Origin of the sequence: Desulfocicer vacuolatum DSM 3385, assembly GCF_900176365.1 — a bacterium.
In the GTDB taxonomy this organism is placed as follows: domain Bacteria; phylum Desulfobacterota; class Desulfobacteria; order Desulfobacterales; family Desulfobacteraceae; genus Desulfocicer; species Desulfocicer vacuolatum.
This window is the reverse complement of sequence record NZ_FWXY01000005.1, coordinates 118,858-143,935: the sequence shown is the minus strand read 5'-3', so window position 1 is coordinate 143,935 and position 25,078 is coordinate 118,858. Positions and strand designations below refer to the sequence as shown.

At 46.1% G+C, this 25,078-nt stretch carries 20 protein-coding genes; 7 read left to right on the top strand and 13 right to left on the bottom strand.

Annotated elements, in window-relative coordinates; all coding sequences use genetic code 11:
• Positions 1-2: 2 nt before the first annotated feature.
• Positions 3-1,718 carry a glutamine--tRNA ligase/YqeY domain fusion protein gene (locus tag B9A32_RS06370; protein ID WP_084067796.1) on the top strand — a complete coding sequence of 572 codons (1,716 nt, stop codon included), beginning with the start codon at positions 3-5 and terminating at the stop codon, positions 1,716-1,718.
• A 271-nt stretch (positions 1,719-1,989) separates the two neighbouring features.
• On the opposite strand, the gene cysS is transcribed toward B9A32_RS06370, so the two are convergent.
• From cysS to B9A32_RS06340, 6 genes are all read right to left on the bottom strand, one after another.
• Positions 1,990-3,426 carry a cysteine--tRNA ligase gene (gene cysS, locus B9A32_RS06365; protein WP_084067624.1) on the bottom strand — a complete coding sequence of 479 codons (1,437 nt, stop codon included), beginning with the start codon at positions 3,424-3,426 and terminating at the stop codon, positions 1,990-1,992.
• 347 nt (positions 3,427-3,773) lie between these two features.
• Complete coding sequence (gene ispF, locus B9A32_RS06360) at positions 3,774-4,265, bottom strand: 2-C-methyl-D-erythritol 2,4-cyclodiphosphate synthase (RefSeq protein WP_084067622.1); 492 nt, start codon at positions 4,263-4,265, stop codon at positions 3,774-3,776.
• A 41-nt stretch (positions 4,266-4,306) separates the two neighbouring features.
• Complete coding sequence (gene rfbC, locus B9A32_RS06355) at positions 4,307-4,861, bottom strand: dTDP-4-dehydrorhamnose 3,5-epimerase (RefSeq protein ID WP_084067620.1); 555 nt, start codon at positions 4,859-4,861, stop codon at positions 4,307-4,309.
• Positions 4,861-5,751, bottom strand: coding sequence for a glucose-1-phosphate thymidylyltransferase RfbA (gene rfbA / locus B9A32_RS06350; RefSeq protein ID WP_084067618.1), 891 nt, complete (start codon positions 5,749-5,751; stop codon positions 4,861-4,863). The genes rfbC and rfbA overlap by 1 nt, the downstream gene beginning before the upstream one ends.
• 156 nt (positions 5,752-5,907) lie before the next feature.
• Positions 5,908-6,963: a dTDP-glucose 4,6-dehydratase gene (gene rfbB / locus B9A32_RS06345; protein WP_084067616.1), complete on the bottom strand. Its 1,056-nt coding sequence runs from the start codon at positions 6,961-6,963 to the stop codon at positions 5,908-5,910.
• A gap of 154 nt (positions 6,964-7,117) precedes the next feature.
• Positions 7,118-7,669, bottom strand: coding sequence for a hypothetical protein (locus B9A32_RS06340; RefSeq protein WP_084067793.1), 552 nt, complete (start codon positions 7,667-7,669; stop codon positions 7,118-7,120).
• A gap of 141 nt (positions 7,670-7,810) precedes the next feature.
• On the opposite strand from B9A32_RS06340, the gene pepN reads away from it, so the two are divergent.
• Both pepN and B9A32_RS06330 read left to right on the top strand, forming a co-directional pair.
• Positions 7,811-10,426, top strand: a complete 2,616-nt coding sequence (gene pepN, locus B9A32_RS06335) for an aminopeptidase N (protein ID WP_084067613.1) — start codon at positions 7,811-7,813, stop codon at positions 10,424-10,426.
• A 7-nt stretch (positions 10,427-10,433) separates the two neighbouring features.
• Positions 10,434-11,285 carry an aminotransferase class IV gene (locus B9A32_RS06330; RefSeq protein WP_232367068.1) on the top strand — a complete coding sequence of 284 codons (852 nt, stop codon included), beginning with the start codon at positions 10,434-10,436 and terminating at the stop codon, positions 11,283-11,285.
• On the opposite strand, the gene B9A32_RS06325 is transcribed toward B9A32_RS06330, so the two are convergent.
• Positions 11,255-12,646: a DEAD/DEAH box helicase gene (locus B9A32_RS06325; protein ID WP_084067608.1), complete on the bottom strand. Its 1,392-nt coding sequence runs from the start codon at positions 12,644-12,646 to the stop codon at positions 11,255-11,257. The genes B9A32_RS06330 and B9A32_RS06325 overlap by 31 nt on opposite strands.
• A gap of 539 nt (positions 12,647-13,185) precedes the next feature.
• Between B9A32_RS06325 and B9A32_RS06315 the strand changes: the two genes are divergently transcribed.
• From B9A32_RS06315 to B9A32_RS06300, 4 genes are all read left to right on the top strand, one after another.
• A complete protein-coding gene (locus B9A32_RS06315) occupies positions 13,186-14,199 on the top strand; it encodes a TRAP transporter substrate-binding protein (RefSeq protein ID WP_084067604.1) in 1,014 nt (337 codons plus the stop codon).
• 171 nt (positions 14,200-14,370) lie between these two features.
• Complete coding sequence (locus B9A32_RS06310; RefSeq protein ID WP_084067602.1) at positions 14,371-14,928, top strand: TRAP transporter small permease; 558 nt, start codon at positions 14,371-14,373, stop codon at positions 14,926-14,928.
• Positions 14,929-14,946: 18 nt separating this feature from the next.
• The gene (locus B9A32_RS06305) at positions 14,947-16,287 is read left to right on the top strand and encodes a TRAP transporter large permease (protein ID WP_084067600.1); all 1,341 of its coding nucleotides are present in this window, start codon (positions 14,947-14,949) and stop codon (positions 16,285-16,287) included.
• A gap of 117 nt (positions 16,288-16,404) precedes the next feature.
• Positions 16,405-16,893, top strand: a complete 489-nt coding sequence (locus B9A32_RS06300; RefSeq protein ID WP_084067597.1) for a universal stress protein — start codon at positions 16,405-16,407, stop codon at positions 16,891-16,893.
• 44 nt (positions 16,894-16,937) lie between these two features.
• On the opposite strand, the gene B9A32_RS06295 is transcribed toward B9A32_RS06300, so the two are convergent.
• The 6 genes from B9A32_RS06295 to B9A32_RS21590 all read right to left on the bottom strand — a co-directional run bounded on the left by B9A32_RS06295 (position 16,938) and on the right by B9A32_RS21590 (position 25,037).
• Positions 16,938-19,724 (bottom strand): cache domain-containing protein, encoded by a 2,787-nt coding sequence (locus B9A32_RS06295; protein ID WP_084067595.1) that lies wholly within the window; start codon positions 19,722-19,724, stop codon positions 16,938-16,940.
• A 197-nt stretch (positions 19,725-19,921) separates the two neighbouring features.
• On the bottom strand, positions 19,922-20,803 hold the full coding sequence (locus tag B9A32_RS06290) for a thiamine pyrophosphate-dependent enzyme (RefSeq protein WP_084067593.1): 882 nt from the start codon (positions 20,801-20,803) through the stop codon (positions 19,922-19,924).
• A gap of 131 nt (positions 20,804-20,934) precedes the next feature.
• On the bottom strand, positions 20,935-22,101 hold the full coding sequence (locus B9A32_RS06285; RefSeq protein WP_084067591.1) for a transketolase C-terminal domain-containing protein: 1,167 nt from the start codon (positions 22,099-22,101) through the stop codon (positions 20,935-20,937).
• Positions 22,098-23,873: an FAD-dependent oxidoreductase gene (locus B9A32_RS06280; protein WP_084067589.1), complete on the bottom strand. Its 1,776-nt coding sequence runs from the start codon at positions 23,871-23,873 to the stop codon at positions 22,098-22,100. The genes B9A32_RS06285 and B9A32_RS06280 overlap by 4 nt, the downstream gene beginning before the upstream one ends.
• A gap of 26 nt (positions 23,874-23,899) precedes the next feature.
• Positions 23,900-24,460, bottom strand: a complete 561-nt coding sequence (locus tag B9A32_RS06275) for a 2-oxoacid:acceptor oxidoreductase family protein (RefSeq protein ID WP_084067588.1) — start codon at positions 24,458-24,460, stop codon at positions 23,900-23,902.
• A gap of 424 nt (positions 24,461-24,884) precedes the next feature.
• Positions 24,885-25,037, bottom strand: a complete 153-nt coding sequence (locus B9A32_RS21590; protein WP_212637831.1) for a hypothetical protein — start codon at positions 25,035-25,037, stop codon at positions 24,885-24,887.
• Between the last annotated feature and the right edge of the window lie 41 nt (positions 25,038-25,078).

The following is a 25,078-nucleotide window of genomic DNA, read 5'->3' as shown; positions in this document are numbered from 1 at the left end:
CCATGGAAGACGAAAATATCAAGCATAATTTTATTAAAACCATCATCAATGAAGATCTTGAAAAGGGAAAAAACAACGGACAGGTAGTCACCCGTTTTCCACCGGAACCCAACGGATTTCTGCACATGGGGCATTCCAAATCCATTTGTCTTAACTTTGGCATTGGAAAGGAGTTCAACGGAAAATGCAACCTTAGATTTGATGACACCAATCCGGAAAAAGAAGAGCAGAAATACATAGACGCCATCATTGAAGATGTTCATTGGCTGGGGTTTGACTGGGGAGAAACCATTCATTATGCTTCTGACTATTTTCATCAGCTCTATGATTTTGCCATTGAGCTGATCAAAAAGAATAAAGCCTATGTGTGCGCACTTTCTGCCGAAGAAATGCGAAAATACCGGGGAACCCTCACCGAGCCCGGCAAGGATAGTCCAGATCGCAATCGTTCTGTGGAAGAAAATTTAAAGTTGTTTGAAAGCATGAGAAAGGGAGAGTTTGAAGAAGGCGCGTATGTGCTCCGGGCAAAAATAGACATGGCCTCCCCCAACATCAATCTCAGAGATCCCATCATCTATCGCATAAAAAAAATGGATCATCCAAGAACCGGCAGTGAATGGTGTATCTACCCCATGTATGACTTCACCCATGGACTGTCCGATGCCATTGAAGGGATAACCCACTCCCTTTGCACCCTGGAATTCCAGGACCATCGTCCCCTTTATGACTGGATATTGGACGAGGTGTCAGCGCCCTGCCACCCCCAGCAGATTGAGTTTGCCCGCATGAACCTCAATTTCACGGTTTTAAGTAAACGAAAACTCCAGAAACTTGTGGAAAATCATCATGTGGAGGGTTGGGATGATCCCCGTCTGCCCACCCTTGCCGGTATCCGACGGCGGGGATACACTCCGGCATCCATTAGAAATTTTTGCAATATCATCGGGGTGAGTAAAAAGGAGAGCCGCATTGATGTGGGGCTTTTGGAAGACTGCCTGAGATCTGATCTCAATGAGCATGCCCCCCGGGTCATGGGGGTGCTAAAACCGTTGAAGGTCACCATTGAAAATTGGCCGGAGGGGAAAACCGAGGCTCTGGATGCAGCAAACCATCCCCAGAACCCGGACATGGGAAAACGGGAAGTGATTTTCTCAAGGGAAATCTTCATTGAGCAGGATGATTTTATGGAGGATGCACCCAAAAAATTCTTCCGTCTGGCCCCGGGCCGGGAAGTGCGGCTGCGTTATGCCTATTTTATCACCTGTAAAGAGGTGATCAAGGATGACACCGGACAGATTACGGAACTGATCTGCACCTATGATCCTGCCACCCGGGGTGGAGATTCACCCGACGGCAGAAAGGTTAAGGGTACCCTGCACTGGGTTTCCCGGGAGGGATCTGTGCCTGCCGAAATTAATCTTTACGACCGGTTGTTTCTCAATGAAGATCCCGAGGCAGACACCGATGACTTCACAAAAAATCTCAATCCGGAATCTTTGGTGGTGCTAAAAAACAGCCGGGTGGAAAAAAGTTTGGTAAATGCGGTTCCAGAAAAGGCGTACCAGTTTGAAAGAACCGGATATTTTTGTACGGATTCCAAGGAGTCATCACCGGACAAACTGGTTTTTAATCGTGCTGTCACCCTGCGGGATACCTGGGCCAAAATGAAACCCAAAGGAAAACCCCGGCCTAAAAAAACAAAAAACGCAAAAAAATAAACTATTTTCAGGGGAACACAACGAATATAGAAAATGGTATTATACCGCCCCCCCCGATGGGCAATGGTTCCGGACCGGAACTGTAGACAGCTCAATTGTCCGGTTCTTATTGCCCATCGGGGGGCGGCTTTGCCTTAGCTTGCTTTAGAGGCTGCATTGTATATAAAAACTGTCACGGGCAGACCTATTCTGATCTGGATCTGCCCACAACAAAGCTTACATAGACACCTGATTTGCTGAGTATTGCCTATAAAAAAAGAGCATTGGCGGTTTACGAAAATTTCCAGGTGGTGCCACCGGCCCCGTCTTCCAGAATGATGTTCAACTCATCCAGCCGGGCTCTGATTTCATCGGCCCTGGCAAAATTTTTATCCTTGCGGGCCTGGGTTCTTTCCATGACCAGTTGATCAATCATGGCAGAATCAATATCCCCACCGGCAAGGCCTGCCTCTTTTTTTCCTTTAAAATAGGCTGTGGGGGTCTGGGAAATAATTCCCAGTATCTCTCCCATCTTCTTTAAATCAGAACAAATTTCTGAAAGCTTGGAAAGGGTTTCTGCTGACACCGTCTCCCCTGCCTTGTCCAGCAAACGGTTTCCTTTTTTCACTGTGTCAAAAATGGTGGCCATGCCCCGGGCTGAATTAAAATCGTCGTCCATGGCCTGGGCAAACAGCTGCCACTCTTCTCCGGCATCCGGAGAAATGGACAGATCCACTCCGGCTTTTTCCGCCCGGTCCAGAAATGTATAGATTTTATCCAGGCTGGTGATGACCTCGTCCATGGAATTTTCATTGAAATCAATGGGGCTTCTGTAGTGCTTGGAAAGTAGAAACAGCCGAATAACCTCGGGGTGATAGGTTTCCAAAACATCCTTGATCATGGTGAAATTACCAAGGGATTTGGACATTTTTTCATTGTTGATATCCACAAATCCGTTGTGAACCCAGTATTTCACAAACTGCTTGCCAAAAAGGGCTTCGGACTGGGCAATTTCATTTTCATGGTGGGGAAAAATAAGATCCTTACCACCGCCATGGATGTCAAAGCTCTGGCCAAGGTAGCGGTTACTCATGGCAGAACATTCAATGTGCCAGCCGGGTCGTCCCGGTCCCCAGGGGCTGTCCCAAGACGGTTCACCGGGTTTTGCCGGTTTCCAAAGGGTAAAATCCATGGGACTTCGCTTGTTGGAATCCACGGCAATGCGGGCACCGGCAATCATGTCATCAGGATTCCGGCCGGAGAGTTTTCCATATTCTCCAAAGGATTCAATGGAGAAAAACACATCACTTCCCTCCACATAATAGGCTTTGCCCTGTTCAATGAGCTGTTCAATGAATTTAATGATATCATCAATGTGCTCTGTGGCCTTGGGCTCAATGGTGGGGCGAAGCACATTAAGCCCGTCCATCTCATTGTGAAATTCTTTAATGTACTTTTCAGAGATATCAGTGGGGCTCATGCCCCTTTCATTGGCCCGGTTAATGATTTTATCATCCACATCTGTGAAATTCCGGACATAATTTACATCATATCCCGATGCCGTGAGCCACCGAAAGATCACATCAAAAATCACAACAGACCGGGCATGGCCGATGTGGCTGGTGTCATAAACTGTGGGGCCGCACACATACATTCCCACCTTCCCCGGTTCCAGAGGAACGAATTCTTCTTTTTTTCCCTTTAGTGTATTATAAATTCTTAAGCTCATGGTATATGTCCTTGATTTGGTATTTTGATCAACTCCACGGGGGATACTTTGAAAATAATAAAAAAACTATTCATTAATAGTAAATATTCAGATTGGTAATGTAAATGTTTGGGCAGAGTGTCCCATATTTACCTGTTTGGGACTGCGTAATGCAACGTCAAATCTTAATTTCAGGATAACTGCTTCTGAACAGGCCGGAGCTACACCGGTCTGGAAAATGTATCATCCTGAATCTTAGCCTTGACTATGCAGTAGCATACTATTGGCCAAAACAGGTGATGGGGTGTTAACCGAATATTTACCATTGAAAAAGGATCGGTCAAGGTGTGCAAGTGTTATTTCTGCAGTTATGATTCCTGAACAAGCTTTTGCAGTAAAACCACGGCATGGGCACCAATGCCCTCCCCTCTTCCTTCAAAGCCCAACCCTTCTGTGGTGGTGGCTTTGATGTTTACCCTGTCCACGGAAACTCCGGCTGCCCGTGCCAGATTTTCTTCCATGGCTTTTTTATAAGGTGATATTCTGGGGGCCTGCGCAAAAACGGTACCGTCAATGTTGCCCACCTCATACCCTTTTTCCTGGAGCAGATGTCGGCAGTGCGCCATGAGAACAAGGCTGGAAATGCCTTTAAAGCTGGGGTCTGAATCAGGAAAATGTTCCCCGATATCCCCAAGACCTGCACCGCCCAGCATGGCATCACACACTGCATGAACAATAACATCTGCATCAGAGTGGCCTTTTAACCCCTTTTCATGGGAAATGGTGACACCCCCCAGAATCAGTTTGCGGTCGGAAACCAGCTGATGAACATCATATCCTGAGCCAATCCTGAAATTCATTTGACATTTAATTCCTGTTTGAATAACTGCCATGGATGGCGCTAAATAAAAAGCTGTCCCGGAGAAACGTCCTTTAAACAGGGATGAACAAGATCCTTATCCGATACCAGGGGGGCTTTCACCTGCCAGTCAATGCCAAGCTCCGGGTCATTGTACAATATGCCATACTCATCTCCCGGGGCATAATAATCCGAACATTTATAAGTGACATCGGCCACATCACTTAATACGGAAAATCCATGGGCAAATCCTTTGGGGACAAACAGTTGTTTTCGATTTTCATCGGATAAAAGACATCCGGTCCATTGACCAAAGGTGGCAGATCCTTTTCGAAGATCCACAGCCACATCAAATATGGTCCCCCGCACTGCATATACAAGCTTATCCTGGGCGTGCTTCAGTTGATAGTGAAGGCCGCGGATCACCCCTTTTTCCGATCGGGAATGGTTATCCTGGACAAAATCGGCATGGATACCGCCGTCCTTATATCGAATCTTTTGCCAGGTTTCCATGAAAAATCCCCGGGCATCTCCAAAAACATCCGGTTCAATAATAACAACCCCTTTAAGCGGGGTTTCAGTAAAACGTACGGCCATCAGAGCCCTTCTCCCAGGGGCATTTTATCCTTTAAAAGCCCCATTAGATATTGTCCATAATCATTTTTCAACATATCAGCAGCCACGGCTTTAAGGGTGCTGTCGCTGATGTACCCTAAGCGATAAGCAATCTCTTCAATGCAGGCTATTTTCATGCCCTGACGATTCTGCACCGCCTGAACATAGGCTGCCGCCTGCTGAAGGGCTTCGTGGGTGCCGGTGTCCAGCCAGGCAAAACCCCGTCCCAGAAGCTCCACCCGGAGCTCTTTTTGTGCCAGATACACATTGTTTACATCGGTGATCTCCAACTCCCCCCGGGGGGACGGTTTTAAATTCCGGGCAATGTCAACCACTTGGTTGTCATAGATATAAAGGCCGGGCACGGCATAGGTGGATTTAGGGTTGTCCGGTTTTTCTTCAATCCCCATGACCTTGCCCGATGCATCAAACTCCACCACACCGTATCGCTCTGGATCTTTCACCGGATATCCAAAGATAAGCCCGCCTTTTTTCATGGTCACCGCTTCTTTTAAGACATCCTGGAGCCTGGAACCATAAAAAATATTGTCTCCGAGAATCAAGGTGACACTCTGATCTGCAATGAATTCCCCGGCAAGGACAAAGGCCTGGGCAATGCCTTCGGGTCGAGGTTGCTCTTTATATGAAATTTCAAGACCCAGGGAAGAACCGTCCCCCAAAAGATCTTTAAAGCGGGGCAGATCCATGGGGGTTGAAATGATCATGATTTCTCTGATACCCGCCAGCATGAGTACAGAAAGCGGGTAATAGATCATGGGTTTATCATACACCGGCACCAGTTGTTTACTCACTGCCTTTGTAATGGGGTACAGTCGTGTTCCCGAGCCTCCTGCCAGAATGATTCCCTTCATATATATCTCCGTTTTATGTTAACGCTCCTTATGGACATAATGGATATACTTGCCGGTGGTCTGTTTATCCCATTGGCATTCAGGCGATTTGTGTCAAAAAATATACCGATCTGATTATCGCTTGCCCATTGCGGTATATTTTTATCCGGCATTAGCCTAATCTGCATAATGGCTTTTAATCCAGTCAAGGTATGCACCAGATTTAATTCGATCCACCCATGTGAGATTATCAAGATACCAGTTCACACTCTTTGTTATACCTGTATCAAAGGATTCCCTGGGACACCATCCCAGTTGGGTTTTTATTTTAGTGCAGTCAATGGCATATCTGAAATCATGGCCGGGACGGTCCTTTACATAGGTGATCAAATCCAGGCTGCGCTTCACCCCCGGTGATGTACGACCGGTGTCATCAATGAGTCCGCAGATGCGTTCCACAATTTCATGGTTTTTCATTTCACATTCACCACCGATATTATAGGTCTCCCCCCGGACACCCTTTTCCATGATACACCAGATGGCACGGCAGTGGTCTTCCACATAGAGCCAGTCCCGGACATTGGAGCCGTCCCCGTAAATGGGGAGGGTTTTTCCCTCCAGGGCATTTAAAATCATCAACGGAATGAGTTTTTCAGGAAACTGAAACGGACCATAATTGTTGGAGCAGTTGGAAATGGTCACCGGCAATCCATAGGTTTCATGATAGGCACGCACCAGGTGATCCGATGCGGCCTTGGATGCCGAATAGGGGCTATTGGGTTTATAGGCCGTTTCCTCTGTGAAATACCCTGTTTCCCCAAGGGTTCCATAGACCTCATCTGTGCTCACATGGTGAAATAATTTAAGATCTGAACCTTTCCTTCTGGCACATTCCAACAAGGTAAAGGTACCTTTTACATTGGTATCTATGAACACTTCAGGGGATGAAATGGATCGATCCACATGGGATTCAGCAGCAAAATGACACACCGTATCAATGTCATGGGCGGTGAAAATGCGCTCCATTTCCCCGGCATCACAGATATCTGCTTTTTCAAACAGGTAACGGTCCGGAAACGCTGTCTGGACATCCTCAAGACTTTCAGGGTTTCCGGCATAGGTCAACTTATCCACATTGATGACCCTGCCGGTGAATTCTGACTCCGCCAACAGGTATCGTATGAAATTAGATCCTATAAACCCACTTCCACCGGTTACTAACATATTTTTCATTATTTACACCTGTTCTTTTGACTCGCCAAGTCCCCGGCAAATTTCATTGTATAGGGTTTGCTTTTTTACACAGCACGCAAAACCCCAAACAACATCCCGGCAGGGGGCATCTGTAAATCAAAGGTTCCCATGGCATGTGTCGGGGTCTATGGATTTAAGCATCAAACGATTTTTTGAATAATTTTTTCAAGGCTTTCCGGGCATCCTCTGTGAGATTCCGGGTGCCGGTACCTGCAAAGGTTTTATGGCTGATGGTGGGGTTCACTTCCTGCCAGCTGCTGTCAATCCAGGAAAACCATGCCCGTCGATCCTGCTCATAGACAAACACCGGTCGGTTAAACAAGCGAGCCAGCTCCACGCCCCATCCGGTACCTCCCTTTACGGTGTTGTCCGGGAGTATCCAGCCCACCACAAATACCTGATAACCGTTGTTTACCATGTGAAAGATAGATTGAAACACTTTTCTGATTTTATCCACCCGGGAAAATTTTCTTCCCATGCGGGCAGATACAATATCCATGCTGATATCACCTTTTTTCAACTCTTCAGGGGAAAGGACTTTCATGCCCCGGGTGCGTTCAATGTTATGGCCTTCAAAGGAAAAGTTGACTTCATTGAGTCCAAATTTCTCTGCGAGTTTTCCAAATTCTGCCTCGGCTCCCCGGTGTCCCCCACTGAACAGTGTAACATCTGAATAATTGCTCATATCATGATTCTCCTGATTAATTGACAAATTAATTTTCCATTTCTTAAAGTCTTCTATCTGACATAAATTGGAAAAAAACTCAATGGATTTGATTTCTTTCTCTTTGACAAAACCTGTATTCAATAATAATTTGTCCCTATTATGAAAAAACATGAACCGAAATATCTAAAAGACTACAGGCCCCCGGCATACTGGATTGATACCATTGATCTCCAGTTTGATCTTTATGAAAAAGAGGTCATTGTCACCTCATTCATGAAAATTCAACGAAACAATGAACAGGCAGGGGAACATACGCCCCTGGTGCTGAATTGCCAAGATGCAGATATCCTCCATGTGGTTGCAGGGGACATGGTGCTGCTGCCCGGTGAATATGAACGGGGAGAGGATTATTTTAAACTGAACAGGGTACCCGAACAATTCACCCTGGAAATAAAAAACAGATTAACCCCCCAGAACAACACCTCCCTGGAGGGACTCTATAAATCCAGCGGCACATTCTGCACCCAGTGTGAGGCCGAAGGCTTTAGAAAAATCACCTGTTTCTCCGATCGTCCCGATGTCATGAGCCGATTTTCCTGCATTATCACTGCAGATGAAAACAAATATCCTGTTTTGCTCTCCAATGGCAACCTTGTGAAAAAGGGAAAGCTTGAAAACAATCGCCACTATGTAAAATGGGAAGATCCCTTTAAAAAACCAAGCTACCTGTTTGCCCTGGTGGCCGGGGATCTTGTGTGCATAAAGGACACTTTTACCACCTGTTCCGGACGAGAAATCGATCTTCACATTTATGTGGAAGCAGAAAACAAGGATAAATGCGGCCATGCCATGGCATCCCTGAAGCAATCCATGGCATGGGATGAACAACGGTTTGGCCGGGAGTATGACCTGGATCTCTACCAGATTGTTGCGGTAAATGATTTCAACATGGGAGCCATGGAAAACAAAGGCTTGAACGTCTTTAACTCAAAATATGTCCTTGCCCGCCCGGAAACGGCAACTGATCAGGATTTCATGAACATCCAGGGGGTCATCGGCCATGAGTATTTCCACAACTGGACCGGTAACCGTGTGACCTTGCAAAACTGGTTTCAATTGAGCCTGAAGGAGGGCTTGACCGTATTCAGGGACCAGGAGTTCACCGCAGATTTAAACTCCCGGGCCGTAAAACGCATTTCTGATGTAAAAAATTTAAGAACACTGCAATTCCCTGAAGATGCCGGTCCCATGTCCCATCCGGTACGTCCGGAATCCTACATAGAAATGAATAATTTCTACACAATGACTGTTTACGAAAAAGGCGCCGAGGTGATTCGTATGATTCATGAAATCCTTGGCAGGGAAATCTTTCGCAAGGGAATGGATCTCTATTTCCACCGTTTTGATGGCCGGGCAGTCACCACCGAGGATTTTATCCAAACCATGGAAGATGCGGCAGGGGTGGATCTTTCCCGGTTTCGATTGTGGTATTCCCAATCGGGTACCCCCCGGGTAACTGTGCGCCGCACTTACAATGAAAAACGTCGGCAGCTCACAATAAAAATCGCTCAGACAACCCCTCCGGATCATAATCAACAACAGAAAAAGGCCCTTCATATTCCCATTAAATTCGGCCTTTTGGACAAAAACGGCAAAGACATTACCCCACCGGAACACCACCTTCTGGAACTGAAATCTTTGGAAAAAGAATGGGTCTTTGATGACATCCCATCAGAAACAGTCCCTTCCCTGTTCCGGGGATTTTCCGCCCCTGTGATCATGGACACCGACCTTACCTGTGAAGAACTTTCATTTCTCATGGCCCATGACAATGATGCCTTTAATCGCTGGGATGCAGCCCAACAGCTTTATTTCCGGGAAATTGACACCCTTATTTCCGGTTTGCAGTCCCATGCCACCCCCACGGTGTCTTCCCATGTGATCAATGCCCTTGAAAAAGCATTAAAAGATCCCCACATGGACCGGGCTTTAATGGCAAAAACCATCACCCTGCCCGACGAAAATGAGATTGGTGAAAAATATGAAATTATAGATGTGGATGCCATCCATTCTGCCAGACAGTTCTTAAGACAAAGCATTGCAAAAGAGCTTGAAGGGTTGTTCATGGAAATCATTGACAGTGGTTCAGCCGTGGATCCCAAGGATCTATCCCACAATGCCATGGCCCACAGGAGTCTTGTAAATGCAGCCTTATCCTATGTGGCAGCCCTGGAAAGCCCACAAAGCCAGGAGATCATTTATCAACATTTTATATCCTCCGGCAATATGACCCGGGAAATTTTCAGTCTGACCCTTTTATGCGACATGACATCGCCATTTACAGGGCCCGCCCTGGAGCAGTTTTATGAAAAATGGCACACAGATCCCCTTGTCATGGACAAATGGTTCAGTGTACAGGCAGGGGCCACCGTGCCGGGCACCCTTGATAAAATTAAGTCATTATGCCGTCATCCTGATTTTACCTGGAAAAACCCCAACCGCATCAGATCCCTGATCGGTGTGTTTGGTATGACCAATCCCTTTGTGTTCCACCAAGCCGATGGTGCAGGCTATCAGTTTTTTGCAGATAAAGTCATTGACCTGGATAAAATAAATCCTCAAATTACAGCCCGTATGGTGTCTGTCTTTAATCGATACAAGCGATATGACGCCCGCAGGCGGGAATTAATGAAAAATCAATTAAAACGAATCCATGACGTCCGGGGACTTTCCCGGGATGTCTATGAAATTGTTTCCCGGGCATTGGGAGAATAAAAAAACAGTGGATAAAAAAAATATATATTATGTGAATGGAAAATTTGTTGAAGCGGATAAGGCCGTTATTCCTGTGGATGATCTTGCCGTTTTAAGGGGACTTGGAGTGTGTGACCTCATGAGAACATTTAACGGAATGCCCTGTTTTCTTGAAGAACACATTGCCCGCCTGGAAACCTCTGCTGAAAAAATCGGACTTACCCTTCCATGGTCCGGGGAGACCATTGAAAAAATAGTCCTGGAAACCCTGGAACGAAATTCAGATATGGATAATGCCAATATCCGGATCATCATCACCGGTGGCTCCAGCAGTGATTTTATGACCCCCCGGGGTGAACCCAGGCTTATTATACTGGTGACACCGATGCCCTCCATTCCTGCCCATTGGTATACCCATGGGGTTAAGGTGATCACCACCCTTTCCCAGCGTTCCATTCCCGGTGCCAAAAGTATTTCCTACATTTCAGCAAGCCTTGCTTTAAAAAAAGCACGGGAACAAAATGCCATGGAGGCCCTTCTCATGGATCGGGATGGAAATATTCCCGAAGGAACCACCAGCAATCTTTTTGCATTTATTGACAATATCCTTGTCACTGCCGATACCGGGGTGCTGGAAGGCATTACCCGAAAGGTGATTCTTTCCCTGGCAGAGCCTCTTTTTCCCATTGAATTCAGAACACTTCATATAGATGAACTGCTCAACGCCCGGGAGGTGTTTATCTCCGGAACCAACAAAGGTGTTGTGCCGGTGGTTCAGATCAATGATACGGTTGTGGGAAACGGTAAACCGGGTAAAAACACCCGAAAAATCATTAACGCCATGGAAAATCATTCCCCGGAGCTTAGCTGTGGAGGATAAGTAAATCCTGTGCCAAAAAGATCCATATAAATCTGTTCCCGGGCGGCGGCGGCATTGCACAATACTCCCACCCGGGTATCCACATAATCATAAACCGTTGCTTTATTCTTCCCCGGCGCAGGCCGAAGTATCCTGCCAAGGCATTGCATCAGCCGTCCGCTGAATCGGATGGGGGTCGTTAAAAAAAGGGTTGACAAGCGGGGAAGATCAAAACCTTCGGATAAAAGTGCAATGGTGGAAATCAATATGGCAGAGGAGCACTCTTTCAGGGAAGAAACGATTTCTTCTCGTTTTCCGGCGGGAGTACTGCCGGTGAGCACCATGGATGCCAGCCCATAATCCGCATCTAAAATTCTTGCCAGTTCATGGCAATGTTCCCGGCGATCGGACAATATGAGTTTTATTCCTTTATTATCGTCCAGCGAAATATCCCTGCAAATAAGACGATTTCGCTCCGGGTCACGGCAAAGTTCCTTCATCATAATGCTGTAATAGCGCCCCGGATCGGTGGGGGTTTCAAAGACAGTTTCCCGGGGAATCACCCGGGGTTTGATCAAGTTCCCCTGTTGGAATAACTGCTCCCGGGGGACTTGATGACGCTGTTCTCCCAGATGAAAATAGATGGAAAGGGTCAGTTTATCCCGGCGCCAGGGGGTTGCAGATAAGCCTGTAAAAAATTTTGCGTCAAATTGTGTTATAACATCCGTGAATGTCCTGGCCGGGCATTTATGACATTCATCCACAATCACATGCCCCACCTTTTTTGTGATTGCAGCATACTTATTTTTCAGGGTCTGTACCAATCCCACAGAAATGATGTTTCCCGGCTTGAATTTTCCTGCGCCCAGGATACCCACATCCGTAATACCCAAAAAGTGTTCAATGGCCCCCAGCCACTGATTTAAAAGCTCCCGGGTGTGGACAACAATAAGGGTGGGTTGACTGTGACGGGCAATGATGGCCAAAGCCATGACTGTTTTTCCACTTCCGGTGGGCGCAAAAAGAGTACCATGGGTGTGGGGAATCATTGCAGACACGGCGGTGTCTTGATAATCCCGGAGGGTCCCGGTGAAGTTAAAATCAACAGGGGGCAGCACCCTTCGGTTATCTTCCACTTTTATCCTGTCTTCATTTTGCCTGCAAATCCGATAGGCTTGATCAGAAAATCCCCGGGGGCATTGAAGGCCATTTTCAATATTGTTGAAGAATGTTAATTTTTCTGGTATATTGCCTGAATATCTCCCCATTTTTCGAGCTTCTTCATATTTTGGATTCAATAAAGTCAAATGTTGTTTGATAATATCGGCGGTTTGGGACTTCAATCCCAGCAGGTTTACCTGGTTATTTAAAATAAATTTCAATGAAAATCCTCATTATGAAGTTGATAAAAACAGCGCCACCCGGGAAGAGATAATCCGAAACGGTTCAAAACATCAAGTGATAACCGGTCCTTTTATTTTATATTTCCATGGTTAAATGGAGATTGATGGAACCGGGATTGATTTTATATCCATCGCCGTTGCTGTCAAGAAGGAATATTGAAAATCTATATTTTATGAAAATTATTCGAAAATATTTTATAAAATTATTGACCGCATACCGTCATAACGTGTATTGTTTACGTCAAGCCTGTAAAAGCCTTACAATAAAGTGGCGGAACCGATTGTTTTATCAAAAACAAATATATCTTGACAGATGTGTAAAATCTGATATTTTAGACATCATAAATAAAGGTGTGACATTGTGATATGATGCTATTTTTAGATCAGGCGATTTGTAAGGCTCTTTTTAAAAATAACCATGGACGACGCTGAAATTCATTCATTTTGTTTTTTTTAAATGCACTGATTTTGGAAATGATGTCGCACAAATTTAAAACACCTTAATCCAAGGAGAACCAATGAAGAAATTATCTAACTGGAAAACCCCTTTGACCGGATTGGCGATTTTAACTTTGATTGTCACCCTTGCAATGCCTGTTTCTGCAAAAACCTGGAAAGTGGCTGTGGGCGATGCTGCAAACAGCGCCCAGCACGAAATGGGAAAAAAGTTTGCTGAAGCACTGGAGTCAAAAACCGACGGTAAATATAAAGTAAATCTTTTTCTCAACGGTCAACTGGGAAGTGAGCAGGACACCGTAAATGACTGTTCCATGGGAACCCTTGACTTTTCCCTCCTTGCCATCAATAATATCACCCCCTTTTCCCCCACTGTGGGAAGCCTTTCTCTTCCCTATGTCATCCAGAGCCTTGAAGAAGCAGAGCAGCTGACCCAGGGTGAAGTGGGTAAAGAGCTTGCCGCCAACACCATTCGGGATGCCGGTGTTCGTATCCTTGGCTGGACCTACACAGGATTCCGGGTATTGACCAACTCCAAACGTCCGGTTAAAACATTGGAAGATCTTAAAGGGCTGGTGATCCGGGTTCCCAAAAATGCCATCATGATTGATTCTTATAAAGCCTGGGGCATCAACCCCACCCCCATGGCGTGGTCTGAAACCTTTACCGCTCTCCAGCAAAAGGTTGTGGATGGCCAGGACAATCCCTTTCTCACCGTTCATTCCATGAAATTTTATGAAATTCAGAAATATATCACCACCATCCGCTATATCTTCTCCCTTGAGCCCCTCATTGTTTCAGAGGGTCTTTTCCAGGATCAATCCAAGGAAATGCAGGCCATCCTGATTGAAGCCGGAAAAGAGGCCACACTCCACAGTGCAGCCCACCTGAGAGCTTCAGAAGATGCCATCAAAAAAGACCTTGTTGACAAAGGCATGGTTATTGATGAAGCTGCCGATGGTGAAAAAGAGTGGATTGAAAAAGCCACAAAGGCCGTATGGCCCAAATATTATGACAGCATTGGTGGAAAAGATAAGCTGGAAAAAATTCTCAACACACTGGGCCGAAGCATCTAAGCTATAACCAAAAGTTCATCAGCGTGCGAAGTGTGTCTGTTGCAACTTTTGGTTGGAAGGTGAGCGCAGCGATTCCTTCCAACACCGGATTATCCAGTAAAAAATTGTGCCACCTGCCATGCGATACACACATGGCAGGCGGCACAACCTGTTTCTAAAAAAGGAACCACCATGGAAAAGAAGCACCGCATCATATTTAAATTCCTTGATAACTTAGAAAATTATATTTGTCAGTTCCTGCTGGCATTTTTTGTAGTTCTCCTTTTTATCCAGATTCTTCTCCGTGAATTTTTTGAATACTCCCTGTCATGGGGTGAGGAGCTGGCCACCTATATGTTTGTGTGGTTTGTTTTTTTTGGAGCCTGTTACGCCTGCAGGCTGGGGGCCCATAACCGGGTGACCTTCCAATTTAAAATATTCCCCAAAAAAGTGGCCATGTGGATTGAAGCTTTCTCAGATTTAATATGGGTGGGTTTCAACTGTTATTTTATCTATCTTAGTTATCAATTTGTCTTTGTGAAAATGAATCTGTTCTGGAAATCCCAAACCATGGGAATTCCCATGAAGTATGTCTATATGGTTCTCCCCATCTCCTTTGTTTTCATGACCGTTCGGGTGCTTCAGATCAACTACCTGAAATTGGTTAAAGGTATTGATATCCGTGATCCCGATGCCATTGAGGTGGAAAAAACATTGGAATCAGGCGCAAACGAGATCAAAGACATCTAATTCAGGAGAAGAATTGATTTGGAAACCACAGTAGTTTATATCCTGTTCGGCGCATTCATCGGCCTGCTCTTATTGGGTGCTCCGATTTCAATATCCCTGGGTGTTTCGGCCATGGCAGCATTTATCTTCCTGGACGACAACCCCATTAAACTTGTACAGATTGCATTTACATCTGTCGGCTCATTTCCCCTTATGGCGTTGCCTGCCTTTATACTTGCAGGTTCCTTAATGGAAGCCGCCGGGGTGTCAAAACGCCTGGTTATTCTGGCAGAATCCTTTGCCGGTCCCGTCACCGGAGGTATTTCCTGTGCCACGGTTCTGGCCTGCATGTTCTTTGGTGCCATATCCGGTTCCGGTCCGGCCACCACCGCCGCTGTGGGCATGCTCATGATTCCGGCCATGATGAATCGAGGTTATGACAAGGGGTATGCCTCGGCCATCACTGCCTCCTCCGGCGGTCTTGGTGTTGTTATTCCCCCTTCCATTCCCATGGTTATTTTCGGCATTTCCGGCATGGGCATCCAGGCACCGGCCGAGGCTGTGGCCAAGTTTGGTGCCTTTCAAACGGTATCCATCCCCAAGCTTTTTGTGGCAGGATTTCTGCCCGGTCTTGTGATATCCGGAAGCCTTATGTTGATGAATTATTTTCTCTGCAAAAAACATGGTTATAAAGGCTTAACAGACAAATGGTCACTTGCCACCATCGGCAAGGCCTTTAAAAACGGTTTCTGGGCCATATTGGCCCCGGTTGTTATTCTCGGGGGAATTTACAGCGGTATGTTTACCCCCACAGAATCAGCCATTGTGGCAATTTTCTATACCTTGTTTGTGGGATTTGCCATCCACAGAGAACTGAAACTTAAAGATATCATGGCAGCCCTGGAAACCACCACCTGGCTCACCGGCCGGGTATTGCTCATTTTGTTCACCGCCACGGTGTTTGGGCGCCTTCTGGTGGAAAATCAGATTCCTGCCATTGTGGCTGAAGCCATGTTATCCCTCACCAGCAACCCCTATCTGATCTGGGCCATGATTATTTTCTTTTTGCTGTTTGTGGGCATGTTCATGGAAACCCTTGCCACCATTATGATTCTGACCCCGGTTCTTTTACCTGTCATGTATAATCTTGGCATTGATCCCATTCATTTTGGTATTGTGCTTGTATGTTGCTGCGAAATTGGATTTCAAACCCCGCCCCTGGGCGAAAACCTATTCATCGCATCAGGTATTGCGGATGTCACAATCGAAGAGATTTCACTTAAAGCCATTCCCTTCTCCATTGTAGCCACTGCAGCTGTTTTTCTCATTGCATACATTCCGCAGATTTCGCTGTGGTTCCCCAAATTATTAGGATATTAAGAAAAACAGCGATTAACTAACTTTTGCCCATATCAACCCCCACGATCCCAGGATCGTGGGGGTTCAATTTTTATTTTTTTGACTCAAACAGCCTTAATTCAAATCCAAGGACAAACAATGACAAATCAGATTAAAAAAATCTTATACGCAACAGACCTTTCACAGGCAGCACCGCATTTTTTTCAATATGCGCTTTTCCTTGCCAATCAATTCAACGCACACCTCACCAGTTTACATGTAATGGAAGAGCTTTCACCGGAAGCAAAACTGGCCTTTTCCTCTTACTTTGGTAAAGATGTGCGTAAAGAACTTCTTTTAAAAAGGGAACAAGGTGCCATGGATGAAATGAAAGCCAGGGTCAGGCGCCTGTGTGAAGCACCCCTGGAGGGGGGAGAACCCATTGACCCCCAGCGTCTCACCATCAAGGTGACCAAGGGGTATCCGGAAGAACAGATATTGAAAATATCAAAGGAGATGGACGCAGATCTCATTGTCATGGGCGCCCATGAAAAAGGATTTTCACAAACTTTTCTGGGAACCGTTGCCAAGCGGGTGCTACGACGCTCCAGAATACCGGTGACCGTGGTTCCCCTTGCAAAAAAATAGTTCGATAAGCGGTTTTAAAATCCATAAACTTATTGTGCAGAGCCCTATTTTGTATCCAGCACCCTTCGAACGGTCTCTGCCAGTACAGATATTTCAAAAGGTTTCATTAGATATGCGGCGGCCCCCACCCGGGCCGCTTCTTTTTTGTTCATACGGGAACTGTACCCGGAACAGATAATGACCCTGACATGGGGTTTTAATTCAATAAGTTTTTCAATGAGCTGATCACCTGTCATCCCGGGCATGGTCATGTCAGTGATAACCAGATCAAACGCATCTGGATTTTTTTTAAACAATGCCAGCGCTTTTTCAGGATTTTCTTCTGTGACGGCTCGGTATCCCAGTTTTTCCAGAATCTGCTCCCCCACTTTAACCACATGTACATTGTCATCCACAAATAAAATGTTTTCTTTTCCTTTTATTATTTTCCCCACAGGGTGAATCTCTGTTCCGGGCCTTCCGTTTCCCGGGGGAAAATAACATTCACAGGTGGTTCCTTCGTCGGGCCTACTGTATATTTTAATGAGTCCGCCATGGGCCTTCATGATCCCGTGAACCACGCTAAGGCCCATGCCTGAGCCCTTGTCAACGGGTTTGGTGGTAAAAAAAGGATTAAATATGTTATCCATAATCTCTCTGGAAATCCCCTGTCCGGTATCTGACACGCTCAATCGAACATATTTTCCCGGATCTATGTGTAAATCCTGGGATCGAAGCGGTTTGGTCAAAAAAACATTTTCCAATGTAATGGAAAGTCTTCCCCCGGATGTTTCCATGGCCTGGGCCGCATTATTGCAAAGGTTTATCATAACCTGATGTATCTGGGTGGGATTTCCGACAATGGGATGACAATCGGTTTGAATGCTTTTACTAAACTGTATGGTACTGGGAAGGGAAGCCCTGAGAAAAGAAATGGCATTATTAATTATTTCATTTACCTTGATCAGCTGCTTTGGGTGTTGTTCATCCCTTCGACTGAAACTGAGCAGCTGTGAAACAATCTCTTTTCCCCGCAAACTGGCGCTTTTAATCTCTTCCAGAAAATAACCCCGGGGATCATCCTGGGGAAAATCTTCAATGGCAAGTTCTGCATTGCCCAGTATCACGCCCAATATGTTATTGAACTCATGGGCAATACCGCCGGAAAGTGTCCCCACCGCCTCCATCTTATGGGCCTGTCGAAGTTCTTTTTCCAGATTTTTCAACTGGGTGACATCCTGGAGCACGCCGTTGATCTTATGGGGGGTACCTTTATCATCTTCTTCCAGTTCCATCATGGTGATGACGGTTTTCTGTTCACCGGTGTTTTGGGTGGTGATATTAAATTCCAACGGTATTGTGGATGATTTATTAACTTGTGACATCATAATTTGGTGTATGTCTGTTTTCTGGGGTATGCAGCGCTCCACATCCGCCACTGTCAGGAACTCTTTGTCCAGATCAAATCCGTAAATTCGTTTTGTCCCCTTTGATCCCCAGAAATTCTGGGTGGAAATATGATATTCCCAGTTTCCCACCTTGCCCATGAGCTGGGATTTTTCATACCTTTTTTCGCTGAGTTCAAGGGCTTCAAGGGTTTGTTCTCGTATTTCAACCATTTGATTGGCGGCAAGGGCTATGTTTCTGAACTCAAAAAAAGGCAGGGATTCCGGATCAATGTAGGTGGATGTTAAAGAGGCCTCTTCAAAAAAATTCCCAAAGGTTTTAATGCTTTGCTGAACCTTACCCGCCAGATGTCTGGCCCAGAAATAGATGACCAGAGACATTGCGAAAAAGAGAATAAAACTTGTAACGGCTTTATTTCTAAAATTTTTGTAAAGCGTATTTTTCCACGACAGGATGGTGCTGTCAATGGCATCAATGTAAATACCTGCACCGATAATCCATTTCCAGTCGGGAATATTTTGCACATACACAAGCTTGGGGATGGGAATTTGGGAATCAAGTTTATGCCAGGAATATTGGATAAACCCGCCTTCAGGCTTTTTTGAAACCCGGTCCATTTCCTGGATAATTTTGACCCCATCGCTGTCAGTAAGATTCCAGAGATTATCTCCGCCCCGGGTAATTTTTCCGTTGGTGAACAATGGAAATCCCCCATACTCACTGCCAAAAAAATATCCGTTCTGTCCAAACCGCATGTTACTGACCCGTTCCAGAACATCCGTTTGGATCTGCTCTTTCATGTCCTGTATATATATCCCTGTCCCAATACCCCAGCCATAGGGTTTAAAATATTTTACATAGGCAATTTTCTGGAACGAACGGCCGGTGTCACCGGGTTTTGTCCAGGTATATTGATAAAATCCACGGCTCTTTTCTTTTAGGATTTCAATCATATCTTTTACAACAAAGTCTCCACCGGGTCCCTGGACGGACAGCATGTTTCTGCCTTCCATTTCCGGGTGGTCGGCAAATAAAATTTCAGTTCCATCCATGGAAAATGCAAAAAAATACCCATTGCCGTTGTTAAAGCGAATGGGTCGAAGGGCATCTTTAATCATTTTGACTATTTCTGCCTTTGGTTTTACTTCTTTATTTTCTTCATAAAGATTGGAGGCAAGGGCATGGGCTTCTTTTACCCGGTTTTGAATGGTCTTTTTCAATTGAGTTTCAGTCTGCGCTTCCATGTATTGAATATAATCGAGTACCATTGTCACCTGATGTTTCAAGGTTTTCTTCTGGGATTTGATATATTCAATTTTCATCTGACGGGATTCCGTCACAAAAGCGGTGTACTCCGTGTAAATCCAAAATAAATATAAAAATCCCATGGCCGTGAAAATGGCGATGATCATATTTCGCAGAAAAAGTTTTTCAATGGTAAGCATGATACCCCCTTATACTTCCTGAAGATTTTATAAAAGGATATCTATTCACGATGAAAAAGGCAATAAATATTGGCAATCCCCCTTTCTGCCTGTTCATGATACAAAGCAGTGGACACTTTTTTGAAAACGCAGCAAACAAAGTATCCACCGGCTGAAGATTGAAACAGAGAATATAGGCAGCATCGGGACAGGATCGTTTAACAAACCGAAAGTTTATTTTTCAGCACTGCAAAATCCTTGTCAACCTGGTTTTGGATGCCTGCTTTATCTTCCAGTGAAAGATGCTTAAAGCGTCCCTGCAGGTTCAGGTATGCATCCACCGGCGTATCACCTTTTTCGTTGAGGGTGTAAGTGATGCCGTCTTCCACCTCGTACAGGGGAAACAGATTACACCGGGTGGCAAGACGGGCGATTTTAACCGCATACTCCGATGGGGCTCCCCATCCTGTTGTACAGGTGGCATAAACATGGATAAAGCGTGTACCACCCTTAAGTTCCCGGGCTTTTTTAAATTTTCGAATAAGATCCTCGGGGTAGGCAATGTTGGCAGTGGCTGCATAGGAAACGCCATGGGCTGCCATGATTTCAATCATATTTTTTTTCCGGGTTTTTTTCCATCCCTGTCCCGGTGTGGTGGTGGTGCGACTGCCGTAGGGGGTGGAAGAGCTTCTTTGGACCCCGGTGTTCATATATGCTTCATTGTCATAGCATACAAAAATAATATCATCGTTCCGCTCGGCAGCCCCGGATAGAGACTGAATGCCAATGTCAAAGGAGCCCCCGTCTCCGGCCCAGGCCACCACAGTGGTCTTGGTGTCCCCTTTCATGTCAAGGCCCGCCCGGACCCCGCTTGCAGTCACCGCCGCCGAAGGAAAGGCTGTGTGAAGGATGGGTACTTTTAAAGATGACATGGGATAGGGGCCTGCAATGATGGCCCAGCAACAGGCGGGAATCACCAAAATGGTGTCCTGCCCCAGAGCCTTTAACGCCAGATTCATGGCAATGCTTGCACCACATCCGGGACAGCTCATGTTTCCGGGTTCTGCAAAATCAACATCAGAAATATTTAATGTTTGCATATATATAGATTCCTGTAAAAAGAAATTCAAAATTTAACATCATGATTGATGCCTGGAATCAGCAATGGATGATCCATTGTCCCATGGGAATCAAATCAGAAAAATTCAAATGCCAAAAACAATGAAATTTTTTAATTCTCATCACGGGGGGAGGTTCCCAGCCACTCACTGCCACAAGGGGGCAGATCCCTGTCCCTGGTTTTTAAATAAACTTCCGAAATGATATCCGGGGTGATATCCCGCCCCCCAAGCCCGGCAATATAATTAAATACAACAGGTCCCTGGGAAAGAACCTGTAACGCCCCTTTGACCTCCTGGGCAAAAATGCCACCGGACCCAAAGGAGAAGTTTCTATCAAGCACAGCCACTTTTTTTGCTTTTTGCAGCGCATTACAAATAGCCTTTCCGGGAAAGGGACGAAATGTTTTGATTTTTAAAATACCAAAGCGTTCCCCCTGTTTTTCCATGTCCATCTGCACCTGCCTGGCAGTGCTGGTGGCAGATCCTGTGGTCACCAGTATAATATCGGCATTTTCACAGTTAATTTCTTCAATCATGCCGTATCGACGATGAAATACAGCGTCAAACTCGTTCTCCACCTCATGATAAATATCAAGGGTGTGTTCCATGGCCCTGTGAATACTCTGGCGCATCTCCATATATACATTGGGGGGAGCCATTTGAAACAAAGCAAAGGGATTGTCAGGATCAAGGGCAATGCGGGGTTCATAGGGGGGTAAAAAATCATCCACATGCTCCTGCTCGGGTATGGCCACCGGTTCAAAGGTGTGAGAAACAAAAAAAGCATCAATGACCACCATCACCGGCAGGTTTACAAGCTCTGCCAGGCGAAAGGCAAAAAGGGTGGTATCCATGGCCTCCTGCCCGTTCTCACAATAGAGCTGTATCCACCCGGTATCTCTCTGGGCAAGGGAATCACTCTGGTCCATCCAGATGTTCCACCCCGGCCCCAGGGCCCGGTTGACTTCCCCAAGCACAATGGGAAGCCTGGCACCGGCGGCCCAGTGAAGCATTTCGTGCATCAGGGCAAGGCCGTGGGATGAGGTGGCGGTGAAGGTGCGTACTCCGGTGCTTGCGGCCCCCACAACGGCTGCCATGGCCGAATGTTCACTTTCCACGGGAATAAATTTTGCTTTCATTTCGCCATTGGCACAATACTCGGAAATGGCCTCAATGATATGGGTCTGGGGGGTGATGGGATACCCGGAAACCACATCCACCCGGGCAAGTTTCACCGCTTCAGAAATGGCATGACTGCCTTCAATCACATGCTTCATTTTTCCTCCTCCATGGTGATGGCGTTCCGGGGACACTCCACCGAACAGACCCCGCACCCCTTGCAATAATCCAGATCAATCATCTTTTTGCCATTTTGCCGTGTGATGGAAATTTCCGGACAAAAAATTCGACAGTTTTCACACTCATTACAAAATCCGCATTGATAACAGCGCAGGGCCTCTGCCATGGCCGCTTCCCGGGTGAAAGTTTTTTCCACCTCTTTAAAGGAGGTCACCGAAGTTTTAAGTGGAATATGCCCAGGCTCAATTCTGGGGGTTGATGTAAAATAATCCAGGTTGATTTCCGTATCTGTCACCACATGATCTGAGTTGAGACGTCTTTCACCCTGTAAATATATCTCCATGGACAAGGCTTTTCCTGCACCCAGCCGGCAGATGTCCACGGTTTTTTTGACAGAATCGATGCCGGAATCAACATATGCCGATAAAGCAATGGCAGCTTCCTTGCCCGATGCAATGGCGTGGGTCACGCTTTGAACATCATTTACGCAATCTCCACCGTAGAGAAAAGGAATGTCTTTAAGATGAAAATCCACATGATCAAGCTTAATGGCGGACTCCGGGGCATCGGCATCGGCTTTCCAGCTATCATGGAGTGTTGCCCCGATTCCTGAATAAATTTCACTGAAAATCATGGTCTCTGGGGTGTTATCCACGGGCATCACCCGGGTTCGTCCATCATTGCCTTTTTCTGTAACCGGTGCCATGCTGACAAGATTCAAAATAAATCCTTTGTCAATTTTTTGAACTGCCACCGGAGATTTTAATTCAATGATTTCAATGCCTTCTTTTTCTGTATCCACAATTTCCTGGGCAAAGGCGGGCATATCTTGTTTGCGTCGGCGATACACAATTACCGGGTCAGCTCCCAGGCGTTTCAGAGACCTTGCCACATCAATGGCAGTATTACCGCCACCGATCACTGCCACCCTGCCCTGTTTTAAAGGCATATCCTTTGTCTGGATATCCATTAACAGCTGTAATCCCTGGTGAATATGGGATTCTCCCTCAATTCCCATGGTCAGGGGAACCGAAAGTCCGGGGCTGATAAACATTGCACCAAAAGAATGATGGGCCGTGGTCATGAATTCAGCATCAAGGGAATGGTTGTAATGAATTTTTATCCCCATGTTGACAATTCTCTGGATTTCATGGTCCAGCACTGATTTTGGCAGACGATGGGAAGGAATTCCCCATTGCATGACCCCACCGGCCTTGTCCGTGGATTCAAAAATTTCACAGGAAAACCCCAGACGGGTGAGAAAAAAGGCCGCAGACAAACCTGCCGGACCGGCCCCCAATATTGCCACCTTTATATTCCCGGCATTCCCGGCAGCAAGGGATTTGGCATCCAGGGGAAAATTTTCGGTGATGGCCATGTCTCCAATGTACCTTTCCAGGCATCGAAAGGCCACAGCCTGATCCTGGCTCCCACGGTTACAGGCAGATTCACAGGTATGGAAACAAACCCTGCCGCAGGTGGCCGGAAAGGGATTTTCCTGGATCAAGGCCCTGAAGGCCCCATGGATATTTTCCTTGGAAAGGTGCATCACCACTTTGGGAATATAATTGCCTGCCGGACAGGATGCACTACAGGGAGCGGTCTTATTTTCATACACCGGGCGGGCAAATCGCCATGATCCGGTTTTATTTATCCTTGAGCTTGCATGGGATTTTGAGATGTACAGTGATACGTTGTTCGTTAACCCTTGGAACGTGGGTTTGTCTTTTATCATTGCCTGGGATTCCATTGAACCTCCCTGCGCTTTTTAGCCATTTATTTATTATCCATAATTTTCACAGCACCATATGCCTGCTTTGCTGCTGCCACATTCTGATCTTGCTTCACCGGCACCTCTTTTAAAATGGCCTTTTCAATGTATTTCATGTCCGGCATTGCCATGACCCGGGAAAAGGCCCCCAGCATGGCCGTATTAATGATGGGCCGGGTCCGGCTGCCAAGGCCGTTTTCCAAGGCAACGGCTGCGGCATCCACCATGGCCACTTTAAAATCTTTAAACGGTGTCATGTCATCCGGGGGCTCTGAACCATTGATCAGGATCATGGCATTTTTTTTAAGTCCCCGGGTAACATCAATGGCCGTGAGCAGTTTACTGTCCATGACCACCAGATGATCCGGGGTGTAAACATTGCTCCGCACAAGGATATCGGATTTGGAAATTCTTAAAAAAGCCTCCACCGGCGCTCCCCGTCGTTCAACCCCGAACAATGGAAACGTCTGCACCTGGTATCCGGAATCAAAAAAAGCTTTGGCCAGGGAAATGGAGGCCAGCACCGTTCCCTGCCCCCCCCGCCCGTGGAACCTTATTTCAATCATATGGATGTCTCCTTTTACTTGATGATCAAGCTTTTTAAGCTGATTTTACAAGAATTGAGTTTGTTTTTTGATTAAAGCAAACATGTTTATTCTCACCAAATTAACTATTGATAAAAAAAGGTGATGTCAAGAAGAAATTCAATCTCATCATTGTAATCATGAATGACAATTTTGGATTGACCGCTTCCCATTGCCCTCTCAAGGGGTTTGCTGAGAACAATTGAACATTACTTTGTATATAACGGGCATGTCCTGGCGGATACAACGAATATAGGGTCGTAGACGCGGAGCCAAATGATATTATGCCGCCCCGGCCCGGACGGAACTGTAGACAGCTCAATTGTCCGGTTCCTATTACCCGTCGGGGGGGCTCTGCTGAGGGTACTTGAGCACGACCTTTTCATATAACCGCCACGGGCGGACCTTATTCTGTCCTCGCTCCGCCCACAACAAAGTTTGAAATACACCCCTGATTTGCGGAGTATTTCATATAAACCGCCATGGGCGGACCGTATTTTGATTCGGTTCCGCCCATAACGAAGCTTGAAATACGCCTCTGATTGGCGGAGTATTTCATATAAAAAAAATATTGACTTTAACAAAAAACGTGAGTAAGTT